The organism is Paraglaciecola sp., from assembly GCF_039964565.1.
Classification (GTDB): Bacteria; Pseudomonadota; Gammaproteobacteria; order Enterobacterales; family Alteromonadaceae; genus Paraglaciecola.
In genome coordinates, this window is sequence record NZ_JBDVXF010000044.1 from 257,326 (window position 1) to 279,251 (window position 21,926).

General features: G+C 41.1%; 19 protein-coding genes. 10 read left to right on the forward strand and 9 right to left on the reverse strand.

What is annotated here, in order from left to right; all coding sequences use genetic code 11:
• The first annotated feature begins 59 nt into the window (after positions 1 to 59).
• Positions 60 to 593, forward strand: coding sequence for a DUF3750 domain-containing protein (locus ABJK37_RS20930; RefSeq protein ID WP_348357899.1), 534 nt, complete (start codon positions 60 to 62; stop codon positions 591 to 593).
• A 2-nt stretch (positions 594 to 595) separates the two neighbouring features.
• Here the strand turns inward: ABJK37_RS20930 and ABJK37_RS20935 are convergent, their stop codons facing one another.
• The 7 genes from ABJK37_RS20935 to ABJK37_RS20965 all read right to left on the reverse strand — a co-directional run bounded on the left by ABJK37_RS20935 (position 596) and on the right by ABJK37_RS20965 (position 8,829).
• A complete protein-coding gene (locus tag ABJK37_RS20935) occupies positions 596 to 883 on the reverse strand; it encodes a hypothetical protein (RefSeq protein WP_348357901.1) in 288 nt (95 codons plus the stop codon).
• 44 nt (positions 884 to 927) lie between these two features.
• Positions 928 to 1,086 carry a DeoR family transcriptional regulator gene (locus ABJK37_RS20940; protein WP_348357903.1) on the reverse strand — a complete coding sequence of 53 codons (159 nt, stop codon included), beginning with the start codon at positions 1,084 to 1,086 and terminating at the stop codon, positions 928 to 930.
• Positions 1,087 to 1,184: 98 nt separating this feature from the next.
• A complete protein-coding gene (locus tag ABJK37_RS20945) occupies positions 1,185 to 1,700 on the reverse strand; it encodes a TlpA disulfide reductase family protein (RefSeq protein ID WP_348357904.1) in 516 nt (171 codons plus the stop codon).
• A gap of 4 nt (positions 1,701 to 1,704) precedes the next feature.
• Positions 1,705 to 3,828 (reverse strand): glycoside hydrolase family 36 protein, encoded by a 2,124-nt coding sequence (locus ABJK37_RS20950; RefSeq protein WP_348357906.1) that lies wholly within the window; start codon positions 3,826 to 3,828, stop codon positions 1,705 to 1,707.
• Between the two features lie 43 nt (positions 3,829 to 3,871).
• Entirely contained in the window at positions 3,872 to 5,002 is a 1,131-nt protein-coding gene (locus ABJK37_RS20955) for an amidohydrolase family protein (protein ID WP_348357907.1), read from the reverse strand.
• Positions 5,003 to 5,011: 9 nt separating this feature from the next.
• A complete protein-coding gene (locus ABJK37_RS20960) occupies positions 5,012 to 5,914 on the reverse strand; it encodes a DMT family transporter (protein WP_348357908.1) in 903 nt (300 codons plus the stop codon).
• Between the two features lie 176 nt (positions 5,915 to 6,090).
• The gene (locus ABJK37_RS20965) at positions 6,091 to 8,829 is read right to left on the reverse strand and encodes a TonB-dependent receptor (RefSeq protein WP_348357910.1); all 2,739 of its coding nucleotides are present in this window, start codon (positions 8,827 to 8,829) and stop codon (positions 6,091 to 6,093) included.
• 289 nt (positions 8,830 to 9,118) lie between these two features.
• On the opposite strand from ABJK37_RS20965, the gene ABJK37_RS20970 reads away from it, so the two are divergent.
• The 6 genes from ABJK37_RS20970 (at position 9,119) to ABJK37_RS20995 (ending at position 15,085) form a co-directional block, all read left to right on the forward strand.
• Positions 9,119 to 10,396, forward strand: a complete 1,278-nt coding sequence (locus ABJK37_RS20970; protein WP_348357912.1) for a D-tagatose-bisphosphate aldolase, class II, non-catalytic subunit — start codon at positions 9,119 to 9,121, stop codon at positions 10,394 to 10,396.
• Positions 10,397 to 10,424: 28 nt separating this feature from the next.
• The gene (locus ABJK37_RS20975) at positions 10,425 to 11,576 is read left to right on the forward strand and encodes an SIS domain-containing protein (protein WP_348357914.1); all 1,152 of its coding nucleotides are present in this window, start codon (positions 10,425 to 10,427) and stop codon (positions 11,574 to 11,576) included.
• 29 nt (positions 11,577 to 11,605) lie between these two features.
• On the forward strand, positions 11,606 to 12,586 hold the full coding sequence (locus tag ABJK37_RS20980) for a BadF/BadG/BcrA/BcrD ATPase family protein (protein WP_348357916.1): 981 nt from the start codon (positions 11,606 to 11,608) through the stop codon (positions 12,584 to 12,586).
• Positions 12,587 to 12,830: 244 nt separating this feature from the next.
• Entirely contained in the window at positions 12,831 to 13,529 is a 699-nt protein-coding gene (locus ABJK37_RS20985) for a spondin domain-containing protein (RefSeq protein ID WP_348357918.1), read from the forward strand.
• A gap of 10 nt (positions 13,530 to 13,539) precedes the next feature.
• Positions 13,540 to 14,277, forward strand: coding sequence for a spondin domain-containing protein (locus ABJK37_RS20990; RefSeq protein ID WP_348357919.1), 738 nt, complete (start codon positions 13,540 to 13,542; stop codon positions 14,275 to 14,277).
• 85 nt (positions 14,278 to 14,362) lie between these two features.
• On the forward strand, positions 14,363 to 15,085 hold the full coding sequence (locus tag ABJK37_RS20995) for a response regulator transcription factor (protein ID WP_348357921.1): 723 nt from the start codon (positions 14,363 to 14,365) through the stop codon (positions 15,083 to 15,085).
• Between the two features lie 159 nt (positions 15,086 to 15,244).
• Here the strand turns inward: ABJK37_RS20995 and ABJK37_RS21000 are convergent, their stop codons facing one another.
• On the reverse strand, positions 15,245 to 16,591 hold the full coding sequence (locus tag ABJK37_RS21000) for a hypothetical protein (protein WP_348357923.1): 1,347 nt from the start codon (positions 16,589 to 16,591) through the stop codon (positions 15,245 to 15,247).
• 184 nt (positions 16,592 to 16,775) lie between these two features.
• On the opposite strand from ABJK37_RS21000, the gene ABJK37_RS21005 reads away from it, so the two are divergent.
• A complete protein-coding gene (locus ABJK37_RS21005; RefSeq protein WP_348357925.1) occupies positions 16,776 to 17,426 on the forward strand; it encodes a response regulator transcription factor in 651 nt (216 codons plus the stop codon).
• A 4-nt stretch (positions 17,427 to 17,430) separates the two neighbouring features.
• On the opposite strand, the gene ABJK37_RS21010 is transcribed toward ABJK37_RS21005, so the two are convergent.
• A complete protein-coding gene (locus ABJK37_RS21010; RefSeq protein WP_348357927.1) occupies positions 17,431 to 19,923 on the reverse strand; it encodes an ATP-binding protein in 2,493 nt (830 codons plus the stop codon).
• A gap of 187 nt (positions 19,924 to 20,110) precedes the next feature.
• Between ABJK37_RS21010 and ABJK37_RS21015 the strand changes: the two genes are divergently transcribed.
• Together ABJK37_RS21015 and ABJK37_RS21020 are read left to right on the forward strand one after the other, a co-directional pair.
• On the forward strand, positions 20,111 to 20,296 hold the full coding sequence (locus tag ABJK37_RS21015; protein WP_348357929.1) for a DUF2065 domain-containing protein: 186 nt from the start codon (positions 20,111 to 20,113) through the stop codon (positions 20,294 to 20,296).
• Positions 20,297 to 20,416: 120 nt separating this feature from the next.
• A complete protein-coding gene (locus ABJK37_RS21020) occupies positions 20,417 to 21,715 on the forward strand; it encodes an adenylosuccinate synthase (RefSeq protein WP_348357931.1) in 1,299 nt (432 codons plus the stop codon).
• Positions 21,716 to 21,926: the final 211 nt, after the last annotated feature.

The following is a 21,926-nucleotide window of genomic DNA, read 5'->3' on the forward strand; positions in this document are numbered from 1 at the left end:
CATATGGTGTGAAAGAGGCTCTGATATTGGCTATAAGTTTACGCAATCAGTTGAGGTGAATGTTGAATAAAGGCATTGTGTTTATATTATTCATAGGGTTACTTGTGAGCTGTAGCAATACTGATTGGCGTGACGCCAGTCGAGAGCCTGCCGGTATAGCTGTTGATCCCACTAAAGAAAAACGCGCTGTTATAGAAGTCTACGCAGCCGATGCGTTCAGCTGGAGAGGTTGGTTTGCTGTTCATACTTGGATTGCAGTTAAGCCGCAAGATGCAGCAGAGTATACTGTCTACGAAGTCGTTGGTTGGCGCGTAAAGAGTGGATTGCCAGCGTTGCGTATTTATCAAACCGCAACGCCCGATCGTTATTGGTATGGAGCTAAGCCACAAAAACTCTTATCGTTACAAGGTGATAAAGCCAAGCAGTTGATCCCAGAGATATCTGAAGCCGTTGCTCGCTACCCTTGGGCCAACGAATACACTTTGTTTCCGGGCCCCAATAGCAACACTTTTCCGCAATGGGTTGGATTACAAGTACCTGAATTGGGGTTAGAGTTGCCTTTTAGAGCCTTAGGTAGCGGTTACGCTGATTGATATTATATTTCAACGATAATGACTTCTATGCCCAATCTTTGCAGACCTTCATGATAGTCTTTGGGAATATTTTGATCGGTGACAATTTTTCTTACTCCACTTGGCTCCAATATTTTGTGTAAACAAACATGGCCAAATTTGGATGAATCCGTCACCACTATGACTTCACTTGCCACTTTGCACATTAACTTATTAAGTAATGCTTCTGCTTCAAAATGGGTAGTAATACCCCGCTCCATATGAAAACCATCCACACCTAAAAATAGTTTGTCTACATGAAGTTCTTTCAAAGTATTTTCTGCCAAACTTCCGAAAAATGACTGGCTTTTACGTCTTAACGTGCCACAAGACCTTGTTTTTCTAGAAACCTTAAGTCCTTTCTGATTGTAACTGTAGAAACCTTGAACATCTCAGACAGACTTGGTACTTGGACACTGCCTTTTTCTTTGAGCATTCGAGAAATTTCTACTCGTCTTTGGCTGGTATCGCGCATTCGTGATCCTTTTTCTTAACTTTCAGTCTGAGTCGATTGCTGCAGATAATAGTCACAATGAAACATTTAAACAACTATTGGTTTCACTTTGTCGTCTATTACTCTTGATTTTCAGCAATCAATTTCTCTAAAACCGCTCTTAAAAAAGTTCTGTGATCAGGATTGAAACCTTTATGAATAAGCCTTACTCGTCCTAAGGCGTCAATAAAAAAAGCGGTGGGCATCGCCTCAATTTTGTATTTTTCGGCTATGTCAGAATTAAAACCTTTCAAATGGACGAAGTTAACCGGAAACTGCTTAAGAAAGTGTGTTGCTAGTTGAGGATTTTCATCCAAATTAACCGACAGTACTTCAAAACCATATTGCTGATACTCTTTTTTTAATTCTGCGAGGAATGGGAAGGACTGCCGACACGGACCACACCACGAAGCCCAAAAATCTAAATACACCACTTTGCCTTCAAACTGCGACAAAGTAATGGGTTGTTTGTCTTGTAAGGATTCAATTGTAAATGGAGGCGCGGGTTCATTAATAGCCACTGCCTGTGCGTATTCAACACACAGGCCACAACTGACTAATACGAGTAAACTAATTAGCTGTTTTGCTGACTTCATAATTTTATTCAGCGTTTGCAATAGGTATGAGCTCCAATAGTAGATAGTCGTTAAACTTGGCAGGTAATTTGGCAATTGGACCGGTAACCGTGCCTAAATTTTTATTATTAATGTAGTCAAATACCTGATATTGGCCTGCTTGTAAGCCCCTTAGTTCTAGGTCTTTGTTCCACGCTTTGGCATAAAAGCCATAATACAAACGGTCTTCTTTTGCGATAGCGTGAGCTTCTGGTAAATCAAAACCAATGTCGTATAACTCTCCTAAATATTCTCCTTTGGGCAACATTTTCTTGTTATACAAGCCTATCCATTTAGTCCACTCTTTTTCTTGTTCTGCATTTAATAAGAAGGCTTCTGCCGCTTTGTTCTCAGAAGGAATAGTGAACTTAGTGCCTACTACTGCTCCTATGCCCATAGATGAAGCGAAATCGCTGGCATTGTCGCTGAGTTCGACGTGGTCACCGTAGTAGGGTGCGGATTCTCCCATCAACCCTTTTAGGGTTTTTCCTTTTAAACGTACTTGCCAAGATGACAGAGGATCTGAACTTACAGTTTGGTTCATATAGGGTAAGTTATGAAATGCATAGGAAGTACCACAGGGGCATATTTCGACAACGGCTTCATTATCTATTTCACGGGCAGTGTCGTAGACCATCTTCCAGAACTCGGCGAGTTTCTCTACCGATTCTTGAGGGGACTTGTGATTATGTTTAGGGTTGTAACACGGGGGGACACCATTCAAGTGCTGGCCATCAATTTTTAATCCAGAGTAACCCCAAGTGCCCATCATCTTTTTGACTAATTCTTTGGTGTATTCGATGGTGCCTTCATAAGCGGGACATAAGTAAAAACTATTCCACCAGGTGACATCATGCACCGCGCCCCATTCATCGAGTAATAACATGTCTGAGTGCTCATGTAATAAATCGGTACCCGGATCCACCGCTAAAGGCGCCCACCAAAGTTTGGCTTTTAAACCTTGATCGTTGATTTCTTTTACGAAGGCTTGCATATCGGCATCGCCGTTTGGAAATTTGTCTGGATGCAAATACCAATCTCCTTCAGCGGTTTGCCAACCATCGTCTAGTACTGCCCATTTCAGTCCCATTTCCTTGGCTTTAGGCAAGGTGGCAAGCACTTCATCTACACTAAAATCACGTTCATAACCCCACGCACACCAGATTGATTCATAGGCCGAATCAGGGATTTCGTCTATTTTTAGGCCTTTATCGGCCATAGTATTGCGGTAATTTTTAAGAGTGGCGTAGTAATCGCCTTGATGCACATTAACAAAGGTTTCTAAGGTGCTAGTTGATTCACCAGGCTCTAACGACCGTGTTTTTTCCAGTTCGATATGAAGTTGCGCAGCACCTTCGTTTTCAGGAAAACTCACCGGTATTGCCACTAATTTAGGATCCACTTCACTGTGACCTACAGCGATCCCTCCTGTGGTTGTCCACACGTCTGAGATGGCCGTTCCACTACCGTAGTCTGAGGCATTCATACCCATATAATTTTGTTGATAAAAGCCAGGTTCTAAAGGCATCACCCAATCCCGTCTGTCTGCAAAAGAGGCGCCTTGATAAGACCAAAATGCGGCTTGTTGAGAGTTGGCCGCTGGACCTTTGTTTATTGTGTAATGGTTATTTATCCATTTAGTGATTTTGATGGGTTGTTCAGTTGTATTGCTGTATTTAACTTTAAAGAACAACATTGATGGGTAGCGGTCAAATCGGCTAATCGAAGCGATTTTTTGTAAGCCTGCGTCTGATTGACCAACAATTACAGATTGACTGCCGGCACCTAAATCGGTTTCGATTTTAGTTTCGTTAGCACTAACAAAAGCAAAATCTGCCACAGTTTCACCGCTTTGCAATAAAACATACTCACTAGCTTGAAATGCGCCAAGTGTTTTAGAGTCTGCATTTAGATTAGAGACAACCCGGCTATGTAGGTTGTGATCGAACTCAATCGTTATTTGTGTATTCTTAACCGAATAAACTGCTTCAGATTGTGCTGCATCTGGCACTATGGCTGGGTTCGTAGTTTGGCTACAGCCAGCCACACTAATGACTAGCCCAACGGCACAGAAAGCCAGTACTAGCTTGTTTCGAAATGTAATTTTCATTATAACTCCATAAAAAACAATAATTGATATATGAATAGAGGGGTTAGTGAGTTGTTAAATCAAAAAATCGTTGTGCATTTCTACGATAGATTTTGTTGATGACTGATTTGGGTAATGCCAATCCTTTAATCACTCCGTCAACTTCTGGCACTTGCAACACCTCTGAAGTGCTCAGGTATTTCCAATCTTGATGCCATTTATTCCTAACTTCTTGCTTGAATGCTTCTGGATCACGCCCAGGGTTATGAGTGAGATCAGTCGCGTATAAAATACGGTCTTGATATTTAATGAAAAACTCACGTACTTTGTAGCGATCTAGTACTGATTGATATTGAATTTGACCAGAGCGTGCTGCCATATCAGCTACAGCGAGAGGATTACGCTCAAAAAACTCAGCTAATTCATCAACACTCCATTCTAAACTGGCCATATGTGCGCCCATAAAGCGCAGCTGTGGATTTTTGACTAACATAGTGTCTCGAGCTTGCATTTGATCTTCATAGCTTGGAAATTCTGGATGCAGATACATATGGTATTCGGGATGAGCAGCAAAGTACTGCCGGTCATTGTTAACTGTCATTTCTTCCAAAGGTAACCAACAATTTTTAGGTTCACCTTGGTGGCCTACTAGTGGCAAATTGTTGTTTTTCATATGTTCGAAGATAGGAGCAAAGCTCGGGTGGTCAATCATGACTAAGTCACCTTTAGCATCTCTGTGACTCATACCAATATTTTTCCAGACTTTAACTGCTTTTGCTCCTTGTTTAATCGCTAAATCAATATCCTCAATGACTGTTTCCTGCCAGTTTTCGTGTTGCCAATTGTCCATTGAAAATGTGGAGGCAAATTGGAATTGTTCCTCGTCTAGTTGCTTAAGTTGCAGTGCAACCTTACGTTGCTCGGCAATACTGGGAAAATCAGGGTAATCAACATTAATAGACAATAAAGTGAAATTATCTAATTTCGCTTGTTCTAAAAAACTGCGGTCACTGGAGTTGGCATGTACATGAGCATCTATTTTTGCCAATTTGGCATAATCTAACATAGTGTAATGGTCGGATTGTTGCTCGGGCGCACTAGGCGAATGAGCGTCAGAACAAGCAGCCAAAAGTATAATGGCTGCTAATCCAAGGCTTACGTGTATCGTTTTGTTTCGTTTAACGAGCTGCACCATGTTTGCTGATCAATCGATTTTTTGATTTACGGTGGTCTTTTCTTCAGGTTCGATGGCTAAAATAATGGCGGCGATAATAGCTAAGGCGATCCCCATAATTTTGACATCTGTGGGTATAACTCCCATCAAAATAATCGCTAAAACTGCAGATATAAGAGGAGCGCCTGCATTGGTCAGTGGCGATACTACTATGGCTTTGCCGTACCTAAAGGCGTAAACCAAACACAAGGCGCCAATAGAATTAAGGACTTGAATCCCAGCGGTTGTAGATATAACCGATGCGCTGAAGTTTATGTCTTGTTGAAAATCGGTCATGGCGTATGCCACAGGAATTAACGCAATCGCGGTTATTGTCATATAGAAATAGATACTTTCAGCGCTCATGGTTTCGTTTGAAAACTTCATAAAGTAAGCTTGTAAGCCCCAAGCCGCCATGACTATGAGTGCCAAAACAAACCACAAGACCCCTTCAGTTTGTTGACCATCGCTTGGTGAATACTCAAATAGTGGTAAGGCGACAAGAGCCAGCACTATGCCAATTGCTCCTAACTTACCCGTGCGCTCTTTGAGAAGACCAAAAGATAAGGCAATTGTAATAATGGGGGATAGAGAAATAATGGGAAAAATTAAGTAGGCGGGACCAACATTCACCGCTTGGAATAGTAACATTTGGCCACCAGAGCCTAATAGACCAATAGTACAACCCAGTAAAATTGAACGGCGATCAAGTTCTAATTTCCAGCCAATTAATTTGAGGGCAACAATACAAGGTGGGATCATCGTTAGTGCCCAAATGGCATACACCATGGTTGACGGAATACTTTCGTCAGCGAATATACCGGTGAGTGCCCCCCAAAGCCCCCAAGCTAGGGTAGTTACTACTGCGAAAATTAGCCATTTTTTAGATTGCATATTCGGTTTCTCTCTTGTTCTTATTAGTAAGTGTTGCACAGCTAAGTCATCAATTGCTTCTGGTTAGCAACTTTGGTTAAGCAACTGACCACCTCTTTTTTGTGCCGCGTAACAAAGTCTAGACATAAAAGTAAGGAGCCCAACAGTGTCTGTTGAGCTCCTTGATAAATCTACTTCTAGAAGTTGTAACGGGCACCAAATTTAATGGTTCTGCCATATATCTGGATATTTCCAGGTAAATCGCTACGTCCTTGGAAGATACGGTTTGACTCTCCCAATAAGTTATTACCTTCGATAAATAACTGTGCATTATCAGTCAAGCTATAGTTGACTGAAGCACTGACCATAGATACTTCTTCCATAGTACTCTGGTAGCTATCACCTAAAGGACTAAAAGGGTCAGATACTAATTCGCCGGTATAATCTAGCGCAACCTGAGCGCTGATTTTGTCTTTTTCATAGATAAGTGATAAAGAGTACGAATTATCCGCGACACCTGTTAACGCACCAGCATCCTCTCCATCTACGATAGTGCTTGAGTCGGTATAGGCATAACTAGCCGTAACGCCAAATCCGTTTTCAAAGAATTTTTGTAGTACTAACTCAAAACCTGTTACTTCGGCAGAATCCCCATTTATAGGTTGTGTAACAGTAAAGATTTCACCTGCAATTTCGATATTGGTGGTATTCGAGGTGATAAAACCTTCTAAATCTTTTCGGAATATCGACGCACCAATTAAGCTGTTTTCAGCAAAATACCATTCTAGCGCCAAATCATATTGATCTGAAAAAACAGGCTCAATGGCTGGATTACCACTGATATCCATAGTAAATAAGCCAGATTGTGCGTTGTCGGTAGTCAAAGGTGCTAATTGGTCAAGTGTTGGACGAGATAACGATTGTGCGGCGGCGACTCTCAGTAACAAGTCTTCTTTTATATAGTAACCAGCATTAATAGCTGGTAATAGTTTGCTATAACTACCTTTTGCTGCTTGGTCAGAACTGTCTGAGTAAACAACATCCCATGATGGATTAGAGGAGTTAGGGTCGACTATTTCTATAGACAAAATACTATTATATGAATAAGAAGCGCTCACTTGTGTGTCAATCCATCTAGCTCCCATATTGGCATACCAATTTTCGCCTTCTAAATTAGCCTGAAAATAAAGTGCAGTGGTGTCTTCTGTAATATCGTAAGAATTGACAGGATTATATACGGGTTCCCATAGCGCTGATTCATTGGCACCAAAAGTACGAGTATTGCCGTTATAATCCGTGAGGGTTAAGCCATCAGCTGCTGCTAGTCCAGAGGCATAGGCTGGGATACTAAATATGGGAAATGAGCGGGGAATATTGCCAGATTCACCATCAAATAAATTGTCATAAGGGAAAGGTAATACAACCTCAGCACCCACTTCGCCAAAAGTGAAAGGATAACCACAATAATTACAGGCACCGTCTGTGTAGTTATCGTAGGCGGTATTGGTTTTGTTACGGCTAGTATAGGCGATCCCAAAATCCACATTCACTAAAAATTCGTGATCAAATTGCCAATCGCCATCTAATGTATACCCCGTGACTTCATCCTTTATATCGCTGCCATCACGGGCCGCCCAGTGTGGCGAAAAATCATCGTTGCCAAAATCATCGGACGAACGCCCTTCCGTCCAGTTGGGAATATAATCGGGTAATCCACCCTCGTTTAGCTTATAAGTACCTGTATGAGTTCCTGGGTTGCCAGCTACGACGTAAGTATTTTTACCACCAGAATCTCGCTCTGAGTTTGACTGATAAATGTCACCTTTAAGAGTTAAATCGTCGGTCAGCATATATTCTGCTGTAACTGCATACATGCTGGTATCTACGGTACGATGATCGTCAAGTGTGACCACCTCCATACTGACATCGGCAATGTCCATTTGTGTGATGACGTTGCCGTCTAACACTATATTAGATAAGCGATTTTGTGACTCGCTTTCATCCACCATATAAAAGGATTGGGTAAATCCGGTAGCATCGGCTTCTAATTTAGTTAGCATGACATCTGCGGTTATCTCTAGACGGCTATTTGGACGCCACTGCAAAGAAGAGGTAAGGCCAGTACGACTAAAATCTGTCGCATAAGAGCCTAAAGCGTAGGAACCAGGCACCACTAAATTTTCTTCGTTTGAGCTAATTACACCGTCTTTATTAACGTCATAGTTAATTCCGTCATCAACGCCAAACACATAATTATCAAACATTTCATCAGCTCTTTCGGTACCCGAAGAAGAGCTTAAACCTATAATTAGTCCTACCGTGTCATCTGCAAAAGTATTACTAAAGACGCCATTGAATTTTTTACCTACTTCTTCTGACAAGTCATTGTAATCCCCGGTCACCGATACTATGCCTTGCATTCCGGGGTTATCAAAAGCGCGAGCCGACTTGAGATTAACTGCTCCACCAATACTTCCCTCGATATTTTTGGCTTGCACAGTTTTCCACACATCCGCGCCACTGATCATTTCCGATGGAATAACGTCAAAGGCAAAGTTACGCCCGCCGTCATCGGTAGCTAAAATACGATTATTGAGGGTAACAATACTAAACTCAGGCCCCAGGCCACGAATGTTTACATATTGAGCCTCACCTCCTCGGGTTCTGCTGACGGTAATACCTGCAATATGAGACAGGGAATCGGCAACGTTATCGTCGGGAAAGCGTCCAAGTTCTTCTGCGGCAATTGAATCAACCAGAGATTTCGCATCTTTCTTATTGGCTAGTGATTCAGCTAAGCTACTTCTTACCCCTGTAATTACAATGACTTCTGACTCGTCAGTTTCTTGTGCAACAGTAATAGTCGCGCTAAAAGTTGCTATTAAAGCGCTTGTAATGGCGGTTTTTCTAAACTTGTTCTCTAGTTTTCCAATCATAACGATTACCCTCTCATTTATTATGCTTTGTTGTGAGTTATAAATAATAAGCTGTGTCCCGTATTGCGATTGATAATGAAGCTAACTGAAACTACTGTCAAGGTGGTTGGATAATAAAATGAAGTAAAATAGATTTAAGCTTTACTTTTTGTAGCTGTTTGGAGGGTTTTTATTGATTTTTTGTGTTTCAAGTTGTCTTTTTAAGGATAATTATGTTTCGTTTTGTATTTATTTGCGTTACGATACCCTCAAGCGTTACGAATTATGATTTAGACTTAAGGGGATTCATTTGAAAGCGTTGTTAGATATGGTTCAGCAACATAAAAGTGGAGATGTCACAGGTGTATACTCGGTATGTTCCTCTCACCCGCTGGTAATTGAAGCCGCAATGTTGCATTCGTTACAGAATAAAGAATGCTTGGTGTTAGAAGCAACTTCTAACCAAGTAAACCAATTTGGTGGATACACAGGGTTATTGCCCGTAGATTTTTGTGCCCTTGTTTACTCTATTGCAGATAAAGTAGGATTACCTCGCCAACAAGTTATTCTTGGCGGTGATCATTTAGGTCCTAATTGTTGGCAAAATCTGACTTCAGAAGAAGCCATGGCTAAATCAGACGTGTTAATCGCTGATTACGTTAAAGCCGGATTCAGAAAAATTCATTTAGATTGCTCCATGTCATGTGCTGATGATCCTGTACCTTTAGGAGATGATCTTGTTGCTCAACGTGCAGCAAGATTATGTAAGGTCGCTGAAAATGCTTGGAAAGCTAGTGGTGGAGAGGCCCCGGTCTATATTATTGGAACTGAAGTACCTGTTCCCGGTGGGGCCCATGAAGGACTTGATGAATTGACTCCTACTTCTGTTGAAGCGGCGACACAAACTATTTTCATCCATAAAAGTGAATTTTTGAAAGCTGGTTTAGAAGATACTTGGCCTAGAATCATTGGCTTAGTTGTTCAACCTGGCGTGGAGTTTGACCACCATAAAGTAATGGCATTCAAACCTGAGCTTGCAATGCCATTGAGTCAATACATTGAACATGATCCTTTGATGGTGTACGAAGCTCATTCAACCGATTATCAAACTGCACAACATTTGTCTGACTTGGTTAAAGGCCATTTTGCAATTTTGAAAGTAGGTCCTTGGCTAACCTACGCCTTGCGTGAAGCCTGTTGGGCGCTAGACTTAATTGAGCAAGAGTGGATTGAAAAAGATAACCGTGCGAATTTGAAGCAAACTTTATTACGAGTCATGGGAGAAAACCCTGTTTACTGGGAAAAGTACTATTCAAAAGAGGCCAAAGCTCAGGCACTCGATTGTCAATATAGTTTGAGCGATCGCATTCGTTATTATTGGCCGCAACCAGAAGTAACGGCAACTTTAGAGAAATTGCTTAAAAACTTGGACGATAGCCAACCACCACTTACTTTAATTAGTCAATATATGCCTAACCAATACTGTGCCATTGTTAACGGTGAAATCGGTAGGGATACTAAAGAATTGATTTTTCATAAAATCTCTGAAGTATTGACACAATATTCAGCTGCTTGTTACGGCAACTAATACGCATTTCGAAGGAAAATTAAAAATAATGACCTACTTAGATTATTCAGAATCAACACTACGGGAAACGGATGCTTATTGGACTGCAAAGGAAATACAGCAGCAACCAGAAACCTGGGCAAAAACGTTTCAGATGTTGCTAGAAAACAAGGCTCAAATTGACGCTTTTCTACAACCTATATTAGCCAAAGAAGGTATCCGCATAATTTTAACGGGTGCTGGAACATCCGCTTTTGTAGGCACAAGTATTGCTCCTGCAATCATGAAACATTTAGGGGCGAGAGTGGAAGCCATTCCGACTACTGATTTAGTCTCTAATCCTCATGAGTATTTTCAAGCAGATGTGCCTACATTATTAGTGTCTTTTGCGCGTTCAGGCAACAGCCCTGAAAGTGTCGCAGCATTTGAATGTGCTGAAAAATTGCTCAACGACTGCTCGCAGCTTGCAATCACATGTAATGACCAAGGTGCACTGTACAAGTGTTGTGAAGGCAATAACAAGTTGGCGTTGTTGATGCCTGAAGAAACAAACGACAAAAGCTTCGCCATGACGTCAAGCTTTAGTTGCATGTTGTTAACCGCTCTAAATGTATTCTGTCCATCAGATAGCTTTAGCCAAGATTTGGCTATGTCTATTAATGCCACGTCAGCATTATTGAAAAGCTACAATTTGATGTTGAAAAGTGTGGCGATGAAGAAGTTTACTCGGGTGGTATATTTGGGGAGCGGCGTATCTAAGGGACTTGCCCAAGAAAGTGCATTGAAATTGCTAGAACTAACAGATGGTCAAGCCTTATCAAGTTATGATTCTCCCCTTGGTTTCCGTCATGGTCCTAAAGCGGTAGTAAACAGTGACACGTTAGTCGTCATCTTTATATCAAACGATCCTTATACCCGTCAGTATGACTTAGAGTTGTTGGCAGAGTTACAAAATGACCAAGAGGTAGGACAAATTTTGTCTATTACTGCTAATGATGATCCTGTTTTTAAACAAGGGGAATGTATCATGTTGGATGGCGTCGCTAATGTGAGCGACACCTTTTTGTTATTTCCTTTCATTGTATGTGCGCAAATGTATGCGTTACAACACTCATTAGCTATAGGTAACACACCTGATAATCCTAGTTCTTCAGGTACGATTAACCGTGTGGTTCAGGGTGTGAAAATTCACGCTTTGTAAGCAAGACAAACTTTTGAAAGGTAAGTGGCATGTACTTAGGGGTTGATGGTGGTGGTACAAAAACAGCTTTTGTACTCATCGACCAACATGGAAATATACTCGCAGAACATCAAGAGTCGACTTGTTATCATATTCAGGTAGGTGTTGATGGGGCGCACAAAGTGCTTCATGAAGGAATTCTTAGTACTCTGAAACAAGCAAATAGAGAGGTTGAAGATCTCACTTTTGCTTTTTTGGGGTTGCCCGCTTTTGGTGAGGATAGCAAAGTCGATAAAATTGTAGAGCAGATCCCTGCTGGCATTTTACCGAAAGATATTTATCGTTGTGACAATGATATGGTCAATGGCTGGGCTGCTGCTTCAGGCGGTGGAGACGGAATCAATATTGTCGCGGGTACCGGCTCAATTGCATACGGAGAAAGGCAAAAACTAGGTGCTCGATGTGGTGGTTGGGGGGAGTTGTTTAGCGATGAAGGTTCTGCCTATTGGATAGGAATAAAGTGTTTAAATAGGTTTTCTCAAATGGCCGATGGTCGTTTACCCAAAGGGCCTTTGTACAAGATTGTAAAACAAGATTTTAATATTGATGTCGATTTGGATATTAGCGCAGTAGTCCTAACTGAATGGCGAGGAGAGCGCAACAAAATTGCGGCGTTATCGAAGCTTGTATCTAAAGCAGCCGAGCAAGGAGACATGCTTGCTAAAGAGATTATGCAGGAAGCAGGTTATGAGTTGGCGAGAATCGTTAATAGTACTAAGGAAAGTTTAAAATTCAACCAAGATGAGCCTGTTAATGTGTCCTATTCAGGAGGGGTTTTTCGTTCAAAAGCACTTATTCTCGACCCCTTTATTGATGCTTTGCAGCATTATTCATCTAACTATGTGGTTGCTGCACCCGTTTATACTCCTGTTATTGGCGCCGCTCTGTATGCCTGTAGTTTGTCAGGTAATAGGATGCAAAGTCAGGCTTTGCAAAAATTAGCCTCTTCATGTTTACAAACCAGTATCTAGCCACTATTCATTTAAGGCGCTACTAATAAGACTATTTTCATGTGTGTAAGGTCTTGGGCATAACAGCTGTTATGCCCTTTTTTATGGCTGTTAAATAAGCTATCAATACGGATTGGTAAAAGGTAATTGAGGCATAAATATCGACCTTTATAAATTCGTATTCTTTTTGTGATACTTTCGCGATATTTTCCTTGCAAACTCTATCTCGCAACGTCAACAAACTTAATTAATCGCGAGAAATAATATGAACAAGCTTACAAAAATTTGCGCTGCTAGCGCATTGGTTTTTGCTTCTAGTCAAACTTTAGCAGCAGACGTCACCATTTCAATTCAAAATCTTACTCAAGGTCTGTACTTCACACCTATCGCTGCCGTAGCTCATACGCCAGATGCTAGCCTTTTTGAAGTCGGTGAAGAGGCTAGCCCTGAGATACAAGAAATGGCAGAGGGCGGCAGTTTAGCCGGACTCACAACCATTGCGACATCAATCAGTGCTGATGTATTAGCTGAACCTACTGCGGGGCCTTTAGGTCCAACAGAATCAGTATCAGGCTCTTTCATGACCGCTGATGGCAATACTGTCCTGTCTGTTGTTGCCATGATTTTACCTTCAAATGACGGCTTTATTGGACTCGATAATTGGAGTATTCCCACAGAAGCAGGTACTTACACCGTTTATCTCAATGCTTACGATGCGGGTACCGAAGCCAATGATGAATTAGTGGGTGGCGGTGCACCAGGCACACCAGGTATGCCTGCTCCACCTTTCCTAACACTAGGTACTGGCGGCAGTGGCGTAACAGCGGATAGCACTAATACAAATATACATATTCATCCGGGTAATATTGGTGATGATGATTTAGCTGGTGGCACAAGTGACGTAACTAACTCTATACATCGCTGGTTAAACCCTGTCGCCAAAGTCACAGTGACCGTTAACTAAGGAGACTGTCATGATTTCACGTTTAAAATTTAATAAGCAACGCATTGCTTTTTTAGTGGGGTTACCTGTTCTATTAAGTGCTTGTAGTGACGACGAAGTTGAAGTTATCAAAGAAGTCGAAGTGATAGTTGAAGTGCCTGCACCAGACCCTGTTCCGGTTGATGTGAGTTATGAAGTGACAGTGACTAACCTGACCAATTCACAACCTTTGTCTCCGGCTGCTATTGTTTTACATGCTGACGGACATTTGTTCTCGGTAGGTGAAGTGCCTTCAGTTGCATTAGAGCAAATGGCAGAGGGAGGGATGAATGGCGGTTTATTGGCTCTCGGAATGGCTTCGGCTTCAGGGGCTGGAGCCATTGGTCCCGGTGGTAGTGAAACCATTAGTGTCACTATTCAAGATGTGACTGATGCAAAATTGTCGGTGACTACTATGTTAGTGAATACAAATGACGCTTTTAGCGGTCTTGATGCATTAGACTTAAGTACATTTGCGGTGGGAGACAGCTGGACGACTACCGCTGGAGTGTATGATGCGGGTACAGAAGTGAATTCTGAAGCCGCTGGCACAATGCCTGGTCCTGCTGATGGTGGTGAAGGGTTCAATGCTACCAGAACAGATACAGGTTATGTTGCAATGCACCCTGGGGTTGTCACTGGTGATGATGGTTTAAGTAGTTCAGTGTTAACAGTGCAACATAAGTTCGACAACCCAGCTGTACGTATAATGGTCACACGTATAGAGTAATTTTTAATGACATAGTTTGCTCACTAAAACGCTCAATACACTGTTTATTGAGCGTTTTTATTTTTAATCTCACTAGGAAAATAACATGCCTGATAGTGTTTTATTGGTCGAAGATGATCAAGATATAGCCGAACTTATTCGTGTTAATCTACTTGAGTTGGGTGTGGAAACCATAGTGCAAGATCAAGGTAACAAAGCATTAAAAATGGCCCTTGAGAATGATTATTCACTACTCATCTTAGATGTGATGCTACCTGAAGTCAGTGGTCTAGATATTTGCCGTCAAGTGCGCGAGCAAAAACCTTCTCAAGCAATCATTATGCTGACAGCAAAAAATTCTGAAACCGACAGAGTTTTAGGGCTAGAGTTAGGTGCAGACGACTACGTAACTAAGCCTTTTAGCGTCCGCGAATTACAAGCCAGAGTACGCTCGCAATTACGCAAAGTGCATGTCTTAGAAGCCGCCAATGCTCCCGATATAGCAGATGACAATAACGCTTTGGTGATTGGTGAATTACATATAAACCAAAGAAATCATCAAGTTGTTTTTCAAGAAAGTGAACTTGAACTGACCGCCACAGAATTTGAATTACTGCATCATTTAGCGAGTCATCCCAACCAAGTTTTTAGTCGTAGCCAATTGCTAGAGTCAGTGTGGGGCTATCATCATAGTGGTTATGAGCATACTGTAAACTCTCATATTAATAGGTTGCGCGCTAAGATCGAACAAGACGCCACCTCACCGCAAATTGTGCAGACAGTTTGGGGGGTGGGGTATAAGTTTAACCCTCAGGGAGTTGAATTTTAACCGATGAACGCCAAAATGGCGGAGTCATTTAAATCTGACGTAATCATCAATTAGATTAAAGGGTTCCATCTCATGCTGCCGGTTTTCCGCTGGCCATATTTATGGATGGATTTTACAACGCAATGACTACCTTTAATAAGTAAGTTATTTTGTTTGAGGTTATTTAATCGGCTCGCTTCTTATCCCCTCTTCCATGTAACTTTTTGGTTTGTCGTGTAACAGTCGGTATAAACTGCCTTTACTATAATATTTTTGCTGGCGTTTAGAGGCTTCGCGTCCTTTAATATGCGCCTGTAAATATTGTTGTTTTTTTTCTTCACTTTCTCCAACAAGTATGACTTCGGTTGCAAACATCGGCATTCCCTCTATAACGTAGCGCGAATTTTTAATGCAGTTGCGCGCACTAGCAATAATAGGCGCAACTTGTTCATTCATTCGTTCGACTTCACTTTGCCACCCATCAAATACACTATCAGTAAAGAGTATGTTAAGAATGTTTGAGCGAGTACAACTGACCAAATAATAACAACCGATAATCGGATTAACGTTAAATATTTTAGCGTCTAACTCAATATTATCCCTTAATTCTTTATTAGCCGCATTTTTTTCGCGGTAATCTCTACCAAGTAGAAAAATAGTTTGGCCTAATTGGCCAATACCGTTAACTGCACCAGCTATATTGCCAACGCCAGGTGGTGCGACGATCTGACAGGCAAATGTTGCCGTTTGCATGACGGCTTTGCGGGCATTTTCGCTTTGCTCTCGTCGTATTTTCTCCTTCACAGCGTTCAATGCTGCAGATGCATTGCCTTCACGAATACTGCCTCGACCACATTCTAACTGGTATTTATTCCACTCACGTTCACCCGCAGTTTTCCAGTAGTCGACTAGTTTATAGCCTGAATAAAGTGTTCCCACAATCGGCATGACATCTTGAACAAACCCACTCATAAAATTACTGCCAAGGGAGCCAGTAACCGTTTGCATCATCTCGGCGTCAGAGCCTTCATTTCCAAAAGCGGCACGAATTAACTGTTTAGCCAAAGGTCCTTGCATATGAGAAGCGGATTGATGAGGGTTAGCAATCCCTTGACCAATTAGTCCGATTTCATTATCGAATTTGATGATTTTATAAGCTGATTTAGCGGCGTTTTCGACTTTCTTCAAATAAGAGGTTTTATGTATAAGTTTCTTATTGGCAAGTAGTTTCTTTAATGCACCTTTCTCATCGACTGCCATTTGACTTAGATGGATTTGAAAAATAGGCTGAAGTTGCAAGTCTCTATTCAATTGAACTACAGCACCTTTGTGATTACGTTTACTTTTCGACCAGTCTGTTTTTGTTGCCTTCCAATCGTCAAAAGCATGTAATAACGCAAAGAAGGTGTCATCGTCACCAGGACACGTGTTGTATTTTTGTATTGCGTCATCTACTTTTTTAAGTTCATTACTGCGACGCGATAGGGTTAAGTAAGTATCTTCCATCCACTTTTTATGCGTTATCACGTCAATCATCTCCGGATAATGTTGTTAATGCACAAATTCTCCGAGCTTTTACTCATCAAGAATTCAGCAAGTTAAGAGTTGATTGTAGATATTTCGAATGAAAAAGATTCACTCAAAAGTATGAATCTTGAATTTAAAACGACTGTTATCATAAAGTGATGTACATCCATGTAGGAAGTTAATATTGAATTTACTGATAATCGATGATCACCCGTTATTTATGGACGGAGTGAGTCAGGTATTAAAACAACTTGCGGATAAGGTTGAGGTGTTTAAAGCCCATTCTATAGAAGAGGCGCTGACTCTGCTCGAATCTAAAAGTGACTTTGATTTAATATTATTAGACTTGAGTTTACCTGGAATGGATGGTTTTTCTTTTTTACAGCGCTTTTCTGCTGCTGAATTTTGTATTCCTGTTGTTGTAGTCTCAGCTGAAGAGCAACTGAGTTTGATCCGGCGCGCGCTGCAGGCTAACGTGATGGGGTTTGTGCCAAAATCACTTAATGCATCTGATATGTTATCGGCTTTTCAATCGGTACTTGCAGGGAATCAATTTTTGCCAGACAGAATTACGCAAATGTTAAGCGGCATGCCCGAACCAGTAAAACCTATACCCTTGCCTCCACACGCACAACATGCGGGTATTAGTGCTAAACAATATGCAGTGTTAATACTTATGGCGAAAGGTTATTCAAATCAAACCATTGCCAAGCAACTTCATCGCACAGAACATACGGTCAAATCTCATACCGCAGCATTATTTCAAATTTTGGGCGTATCAAATCGAACTGAATGTGTAGAAGTGGCAAGAAATAGAGGATTAATAAGTCATTAATAGATTACGTTTGCTCTTTCAGCATATGATTAAGCATTAGACGGATTTTGGCTTGCTGTACCGGTTTATGTAATACTTTTATTCCAGCATGTTTGAACTTTTTCACCTTTTCTTGGGATGTGTCCCCGGTGACCACTAATGACGGTATACCTTTCGCAACCTTTTGACTTATATAATCAATAATATCTAGTCCGTTGTGGGCGTCAGCAAAGCGATAATCGGTAATTAACAGGTCGGGTATTTTTTCTGGGTGCGCTAAAATAGACTTCACTTCTGATAATGATTTAGCACACAAAACAAAACATCCCCATTTTTCTAGCATGAGACGCATGGCATTTAGAATGTGAATATCGTCGTCGGCCACAAATATCAATTTACCTTCTAGTGGATTCGTGTCTAAAAAGAGTTGTGATGTTGCTAAAGGCACGGGAATAGATTGAGCAAATGGAGCCTCAAGGGTAAATACAGAACCTTGTCCAAGTTTTGATTTTACCGTTATTTGATGCCCTAACAAAACACTTAATTTCTTGACTATAGATAAGCCCAAACCTAACCCTAAGGTCCCAGATGGGTGCTGGTTTTTAAGTTGCGTGAACTCTTCAAAAATATGTCTAAACTGAGTATTAGGGATCCCAATGCCGGTGTCCCATACTTGGATAATAACTTTATCTTTACGTTGCCGAAGAGCTATTAGAACTCCCCCTTGTTGTGTATATCGAAGTGCATTACTTAGCAGATTTCGTATTATTCTTTCTAACCATAATGGGTCAGACAAAACATAAAGATTTCTAGCATAAAGTCTTAATTGAAGGTGTTTTTGTGCGGCACTGACTTCGAACTCTAACAATATTTTTTGTAGCATCGGTTTGACAGCTACAGCTTGGATCTCGGTTTCGATTGTAGCGGCATCAATTTTAGAAATATCTAAAAGGCCATCAAATAACTCGGTCAATGATCTGTGAGTGGTTTCTAATTTATCCTGAAGCTCAACTTTTTCAATGTCTGAGTGAGAAAAGCGTAATGAACCAATAAACAGCCCCAGAGCGTGCAGTGGCTGCCTTAAATCATGACTGGCAGTGGCTAAAAACTTTGACTTAGCTGAGTTGGCTTGTTCGGCGATATGTCTATGTTTATCAAGTTCTTTTACTTTTTGCGCCAGTTGTTCTGTACGCTGTTCTACCGTCTGTTGCAGTCCCATATTCAATTGCCGAATTTTGTTGGATAGCAGCACTTCTCGATTTGCGCTTTTAATCATTCGAGTGGTTAGTATTGTTGCGTTACCCAGCAATAATGCCAAGTAGGTCAGATTGACTAAGTCGCTACCTGAAAAAATATTAAACCAAACAAAAAGGTCATTGGACGTTGTGAGGATAACAGCTATTGCAATAAATCCTACTAAAAAGGAATCGGTCCTTTTTTGTTTTATGGCCATAACAATACAATACAAACAATACGCCATACTTAAGGTGTATATACCTACCCAAGGGTCCCGTAACCAAACGTAGATCTCCGTAGGTAAGATACTAATTAAAATAAAGGAAATTATTCCCAGCAATAGCAATCCCCGACAAAGATTTTTATTGACGTTGTCGGGGAACAAAAAATGTAAAAAATACAGAAAAGCCGGCATCGCAAGTACTAAGCCATAATATTCAAATTTTAAGGTCCAAAGGGCTGGCATTGTCGGCTCTATAAACAACCAAATTTGTTCAATTCCGATGATACGTAAGGTGTAAGTAAAGATAGCGGCCGCCCCCGCTAAATAAACAAAATCTTTTCGGCTGGCAGGCCCTAACCCGATAAAAAAGAAATACGCGGCAAAGCTCAGAGATGACCCTACTAAGAAAATGGAAGTAAAAGATCGAATACGTTCTTCATTTTGTAATTGCGAAAGTGGTGCAATTTCAAGAGGAATGTTCAAACCTCCATCTAAATGATGAAAACTCGAAACATGGATCACTAAATCAAGGACCAGTTCATTTTCAGGTAAAGCAATAATTGAACGTTTGTCCCGTGGTATTTCAGCAGCCTTATTCTGAGCCGCATGGCCCACCTTTAGAATAGATTGCCCATTAATAAAAAACTCTCCCGCCCGATAAAAAACCGGGACATACAAACCTAGGGGTGCTGAGTTTTTAGGTAAAATAATGGTGGTACTATAACTGGCATACCCTTGCCTTGGGTAACTGAGCTGTGGCGAAGGTAAGTTATTCCATTTTGATGGTAGCGTTATGGGGTGACTGTTTGTGGGGCAAGGGTTTTGAGGGGCAATAAATTCAAGCCAATTAAAACACCACTTTCCAGATAACCTTATTCGATTATGGGAAGTAATGTTTAGGGCTTCAAGATTGAATTCTGAATGTGTCTTGCTTAGGATATTACCTGCTACAGGTTCAGCGCTAGCGCTGAGTGTTAGCCAAATGTATAAAACTAAGCATACAATATTGATAAACAAACGTTTGTAAGTTAATCGATAGTTATGAAAAAGTAGCAACATAATATCTGCGGGAAATTTTTTATCATCACGATACTTTACCCATCCCCAAAAAGCTACGCAGCTGTCTCATTTTTGCCGTAAAGCCAAGTGTCAATCTAGAGGTATAATCCGACTCTTTATGAAGAGTGAAGGATAATGTCACAGATGTTAGTATTGTTGCCGTCTTTTAGGAAAATATTATCAGCATATGACTCAAACAATTTTAATCGCATTTGCATTAGTGTTAATTATCGAAGGTTTAGGCCCTATGTTATTTGCTAATAAGTGGCAAAGATTTTTATCGCAAATCTCACAGCAACCCGTTAATCAATTGCGCACTATGGGCGGGGTGTTGGTGACTATTGGTGTGGTCAGTTTAATTTATTTGCTTTGATTTTAGGCCCGTCTTTTAGCGATGCTTTGAAATTGATTATAAGCTGCGCAATTTTGCTATTTAGATGCAGATTGTTTTTTGTTAGAATCCCCGCCTAATTTTATGACTCCCGTCTTATTCATGGCTAAAAATGTTGTTGTACTCGGCACCCAGTGGGGTGATGAGGGTAAAGGTAAGGTTGTTGATTTACTCACAGATCAAGCAACTTATGTAGTGCGTTATCAAGGTGGCCACAATGCTGGTCATACACTTGTGATAGATGGTGAAAAAACCGTCTTACACCTTATTCCTTCAGGGATCTTACGTGAAAACGTAACATGCGTAATTGGCAATGGTGTAGTGTTAAGTCCTGAAGCGTTACTTGAAGAAACCGCGATGCTAGAAGCTCGTGGTGTTCCCGTTAAAGATCGCCTAAGAATTAGCGAAGCTTGCCCACTTATTCTTCCTTATCATGTCGAACTCGATGTGGCGCGAGAAAAAGCCCGTGGCAAAAAAGCCATTGGCACTACTGGTCGCGGTATTGGACCGGCTTATGAAGATAAAGTCTCGCGCCGCGGTTTACGCGTAGGTGACTTATTTAATCCTCAAGACTTTGCCGCCAAGTTAAAAGAAATTCTTGAATACCATAACTTTATGCTTACCAACTACTACAAAGTTGAGCCTGTTAGTTATGAGAAAGTATTGGCTGATGCACTAGCTGTAGCAGATATTTTAAAAGCTATGGTTGTGGATGTTACTGATGTATTAGACAAAGCGCGTTTACGCGGTGACGCCATTATGTTTGAAGGTGCTCAAGGTACCCTATTAGATATTGACCATGGTACTTACCCTTATGTAACGTCCTCTAATACCACAGTAGGTGGTGTGGCTACCGGTGCTGGATTTGGTCCTCTTAACTTGGACTATGTGTTAGGTATTGTTAAAGCTTATACCACCCGCGTGGGTTCTGGCCCTTTCCCAACTGAATTAGACTGCGAAGTCGGCCAGCATCTTGGGGTAAAAGGACATGAATTTGGTGCCACTACAGGCCGTAAGCGACGCACTGGTTGGTTTGATGCCGTAGCGATGAAGCGAGCAGTACAAATTAATTCTATTACAGGTTTTTGCTTAACGAAGTTAGATGTATTGGATGGCTTAGAAAGTTTAAGTATTTGTACCGGTTATAAAGATGCTCAAGGCAATATCAGTGATGTGCCTCCAATGGCGGCTGATGGATATGAATTGATTACGCCAGTTTATGAAAGCATGCCTGGTTGGAGTGAAAACTCATTTGGTGTGACTGAATACCAAGAGTTACCCCAAGCGGCTAAAAATTATATCAAACGCCTTGAAGAACTATTAGAAGTGCCGATTGATATTATTTCAACTGGCCCTGAAAGAAACGAGACAATTGTTTTACGACACCCTTTCGAGGTTTAATTCTTCAATTTATCGTTGGTGTTTTTAATAAGGCTGCTTTTTGCGGCCTTTTTTATTGGTTGATCACAATCAGCTTTAAAATACCAATCCGCCGCCTTACTCATCTAAATTTTGCTTAAATGCTCAACCACTTTAGGACGTTGAAGCGCCTATAGACAGTCACTCAAGCCTAGTTCTGTGGTTTTATTTTAATGCTTCAAATGAAATTTGA

Excerpts from the sequence above, each read along its gene's own strand:
- ABJK37_RS20965 (WP_348357910.1), bottom strand. The coding sequence starts at position 8,829 with ATGATTGGAAAACTAGAGAACAAGTTTAGAAAAACCGCCATTACAAGC.
- ABJK37_RS20960 (WP_348357908.1), bottom strand. The coding sequence starts at position 5,914 with ATGCAATCTAAAAAATGGCTAATTTTCGCAGTAGTAACTACCCTAGCT.
- ABJK37_RS20985 (WP_348357918.1), top strand. The coding sequence starts at position 12,831 with ATGAACAAGCTTACAAAAATTTGCGCTGCTAGCGCATTGGTTTTTGCT.
- ABJK37_RS20950 (WP_348357906.1), bottom strand. The coding sequence starts at position 3,828 with ATGAAAATTACATTTCGAAACAAGCTAGTACTGGCTTTCTGTGCCGTT.
- ABJK37_RS21020 (WP_348357931.1), top strand. The coding sequence starts at position 20,417 with ATGGCTAAAAATGTTGTTGTACTCGGCACCCAGTGGGGTGATGAGGGT.
- ABJK37_RS20945 (WP_348357904.1), bottom strand. The coding sequence starts at position 1,700 with ATGAAGTCAGCAAAACAGCTAATTAGTTTACTCGTATTAGTCAGTTGT.
- ABJK37_RS21010 (WP_348357927.1), bottom strand. The coding sequence starts at position 19,923 with ATGTTGCTACTTTTTCATAACTATCGATTAACTTACAAACGTTTGTTT.
- ABJK37_RS20930 (WP_348357899.1), top strand. The coding sequence starts at position 60 with ATGTTGAATAAAGGCATTGTGTTTATATTATTCATAGGGTTACTTGTG.
- ABJK37_RS20955 (WP_348357907.1), bottom strand. The coding sequence starts at position 5,002 with ATGGTGCAGCTCGTTAAACGAAACAAAACGATACACGTAAGCCTTGGA.
- ABJK37_RS20975 (WP_348357914.1), top strand. The coding sequence starts at position 10,425 with ATGACCTACTTAGATTATTCAGAATCAACACTACGGGAAACGGATGCT.
- ABJK37_RS20940 (WP_348357903.1), bottom strand. The coding sequence starts at position 1,086 with ATGCGCGATACCAGCCAAAGACGAGTAGAAATTTCTCGAATGCTCAAA.
- ABJK37_RS20990 (WP_348357919.1), top strand. The coding sequence starts at position 13,540 with ATGATTTCACGTTTAAAATTTAATAAGCAACGCATTGCTTTTTTAGTG.
- ABJK37_RS20995 (WP_348357921.1), top strand. The coding sequence starts at position 14,363 with ATGCCTGATAGTGTTTTATTGGTCGAAGATGATCAAGATATAGCCGAA.
- ABJK37_RS21015 (WP_348357929.1), top strand. The coding sequence starts at position 20,111 with ATGACTCAAACAATTTTAATCGCATTTGCATTAGTGTTAATTATCGAA.
- ABJK37_RS20980 (WP_348357916.1), top strand. The coding sequence starts at position 11,606 with ATGTACTTAGGGGTTGATGGTGGTGGTACAAAAACAGCTTTTGTACTC.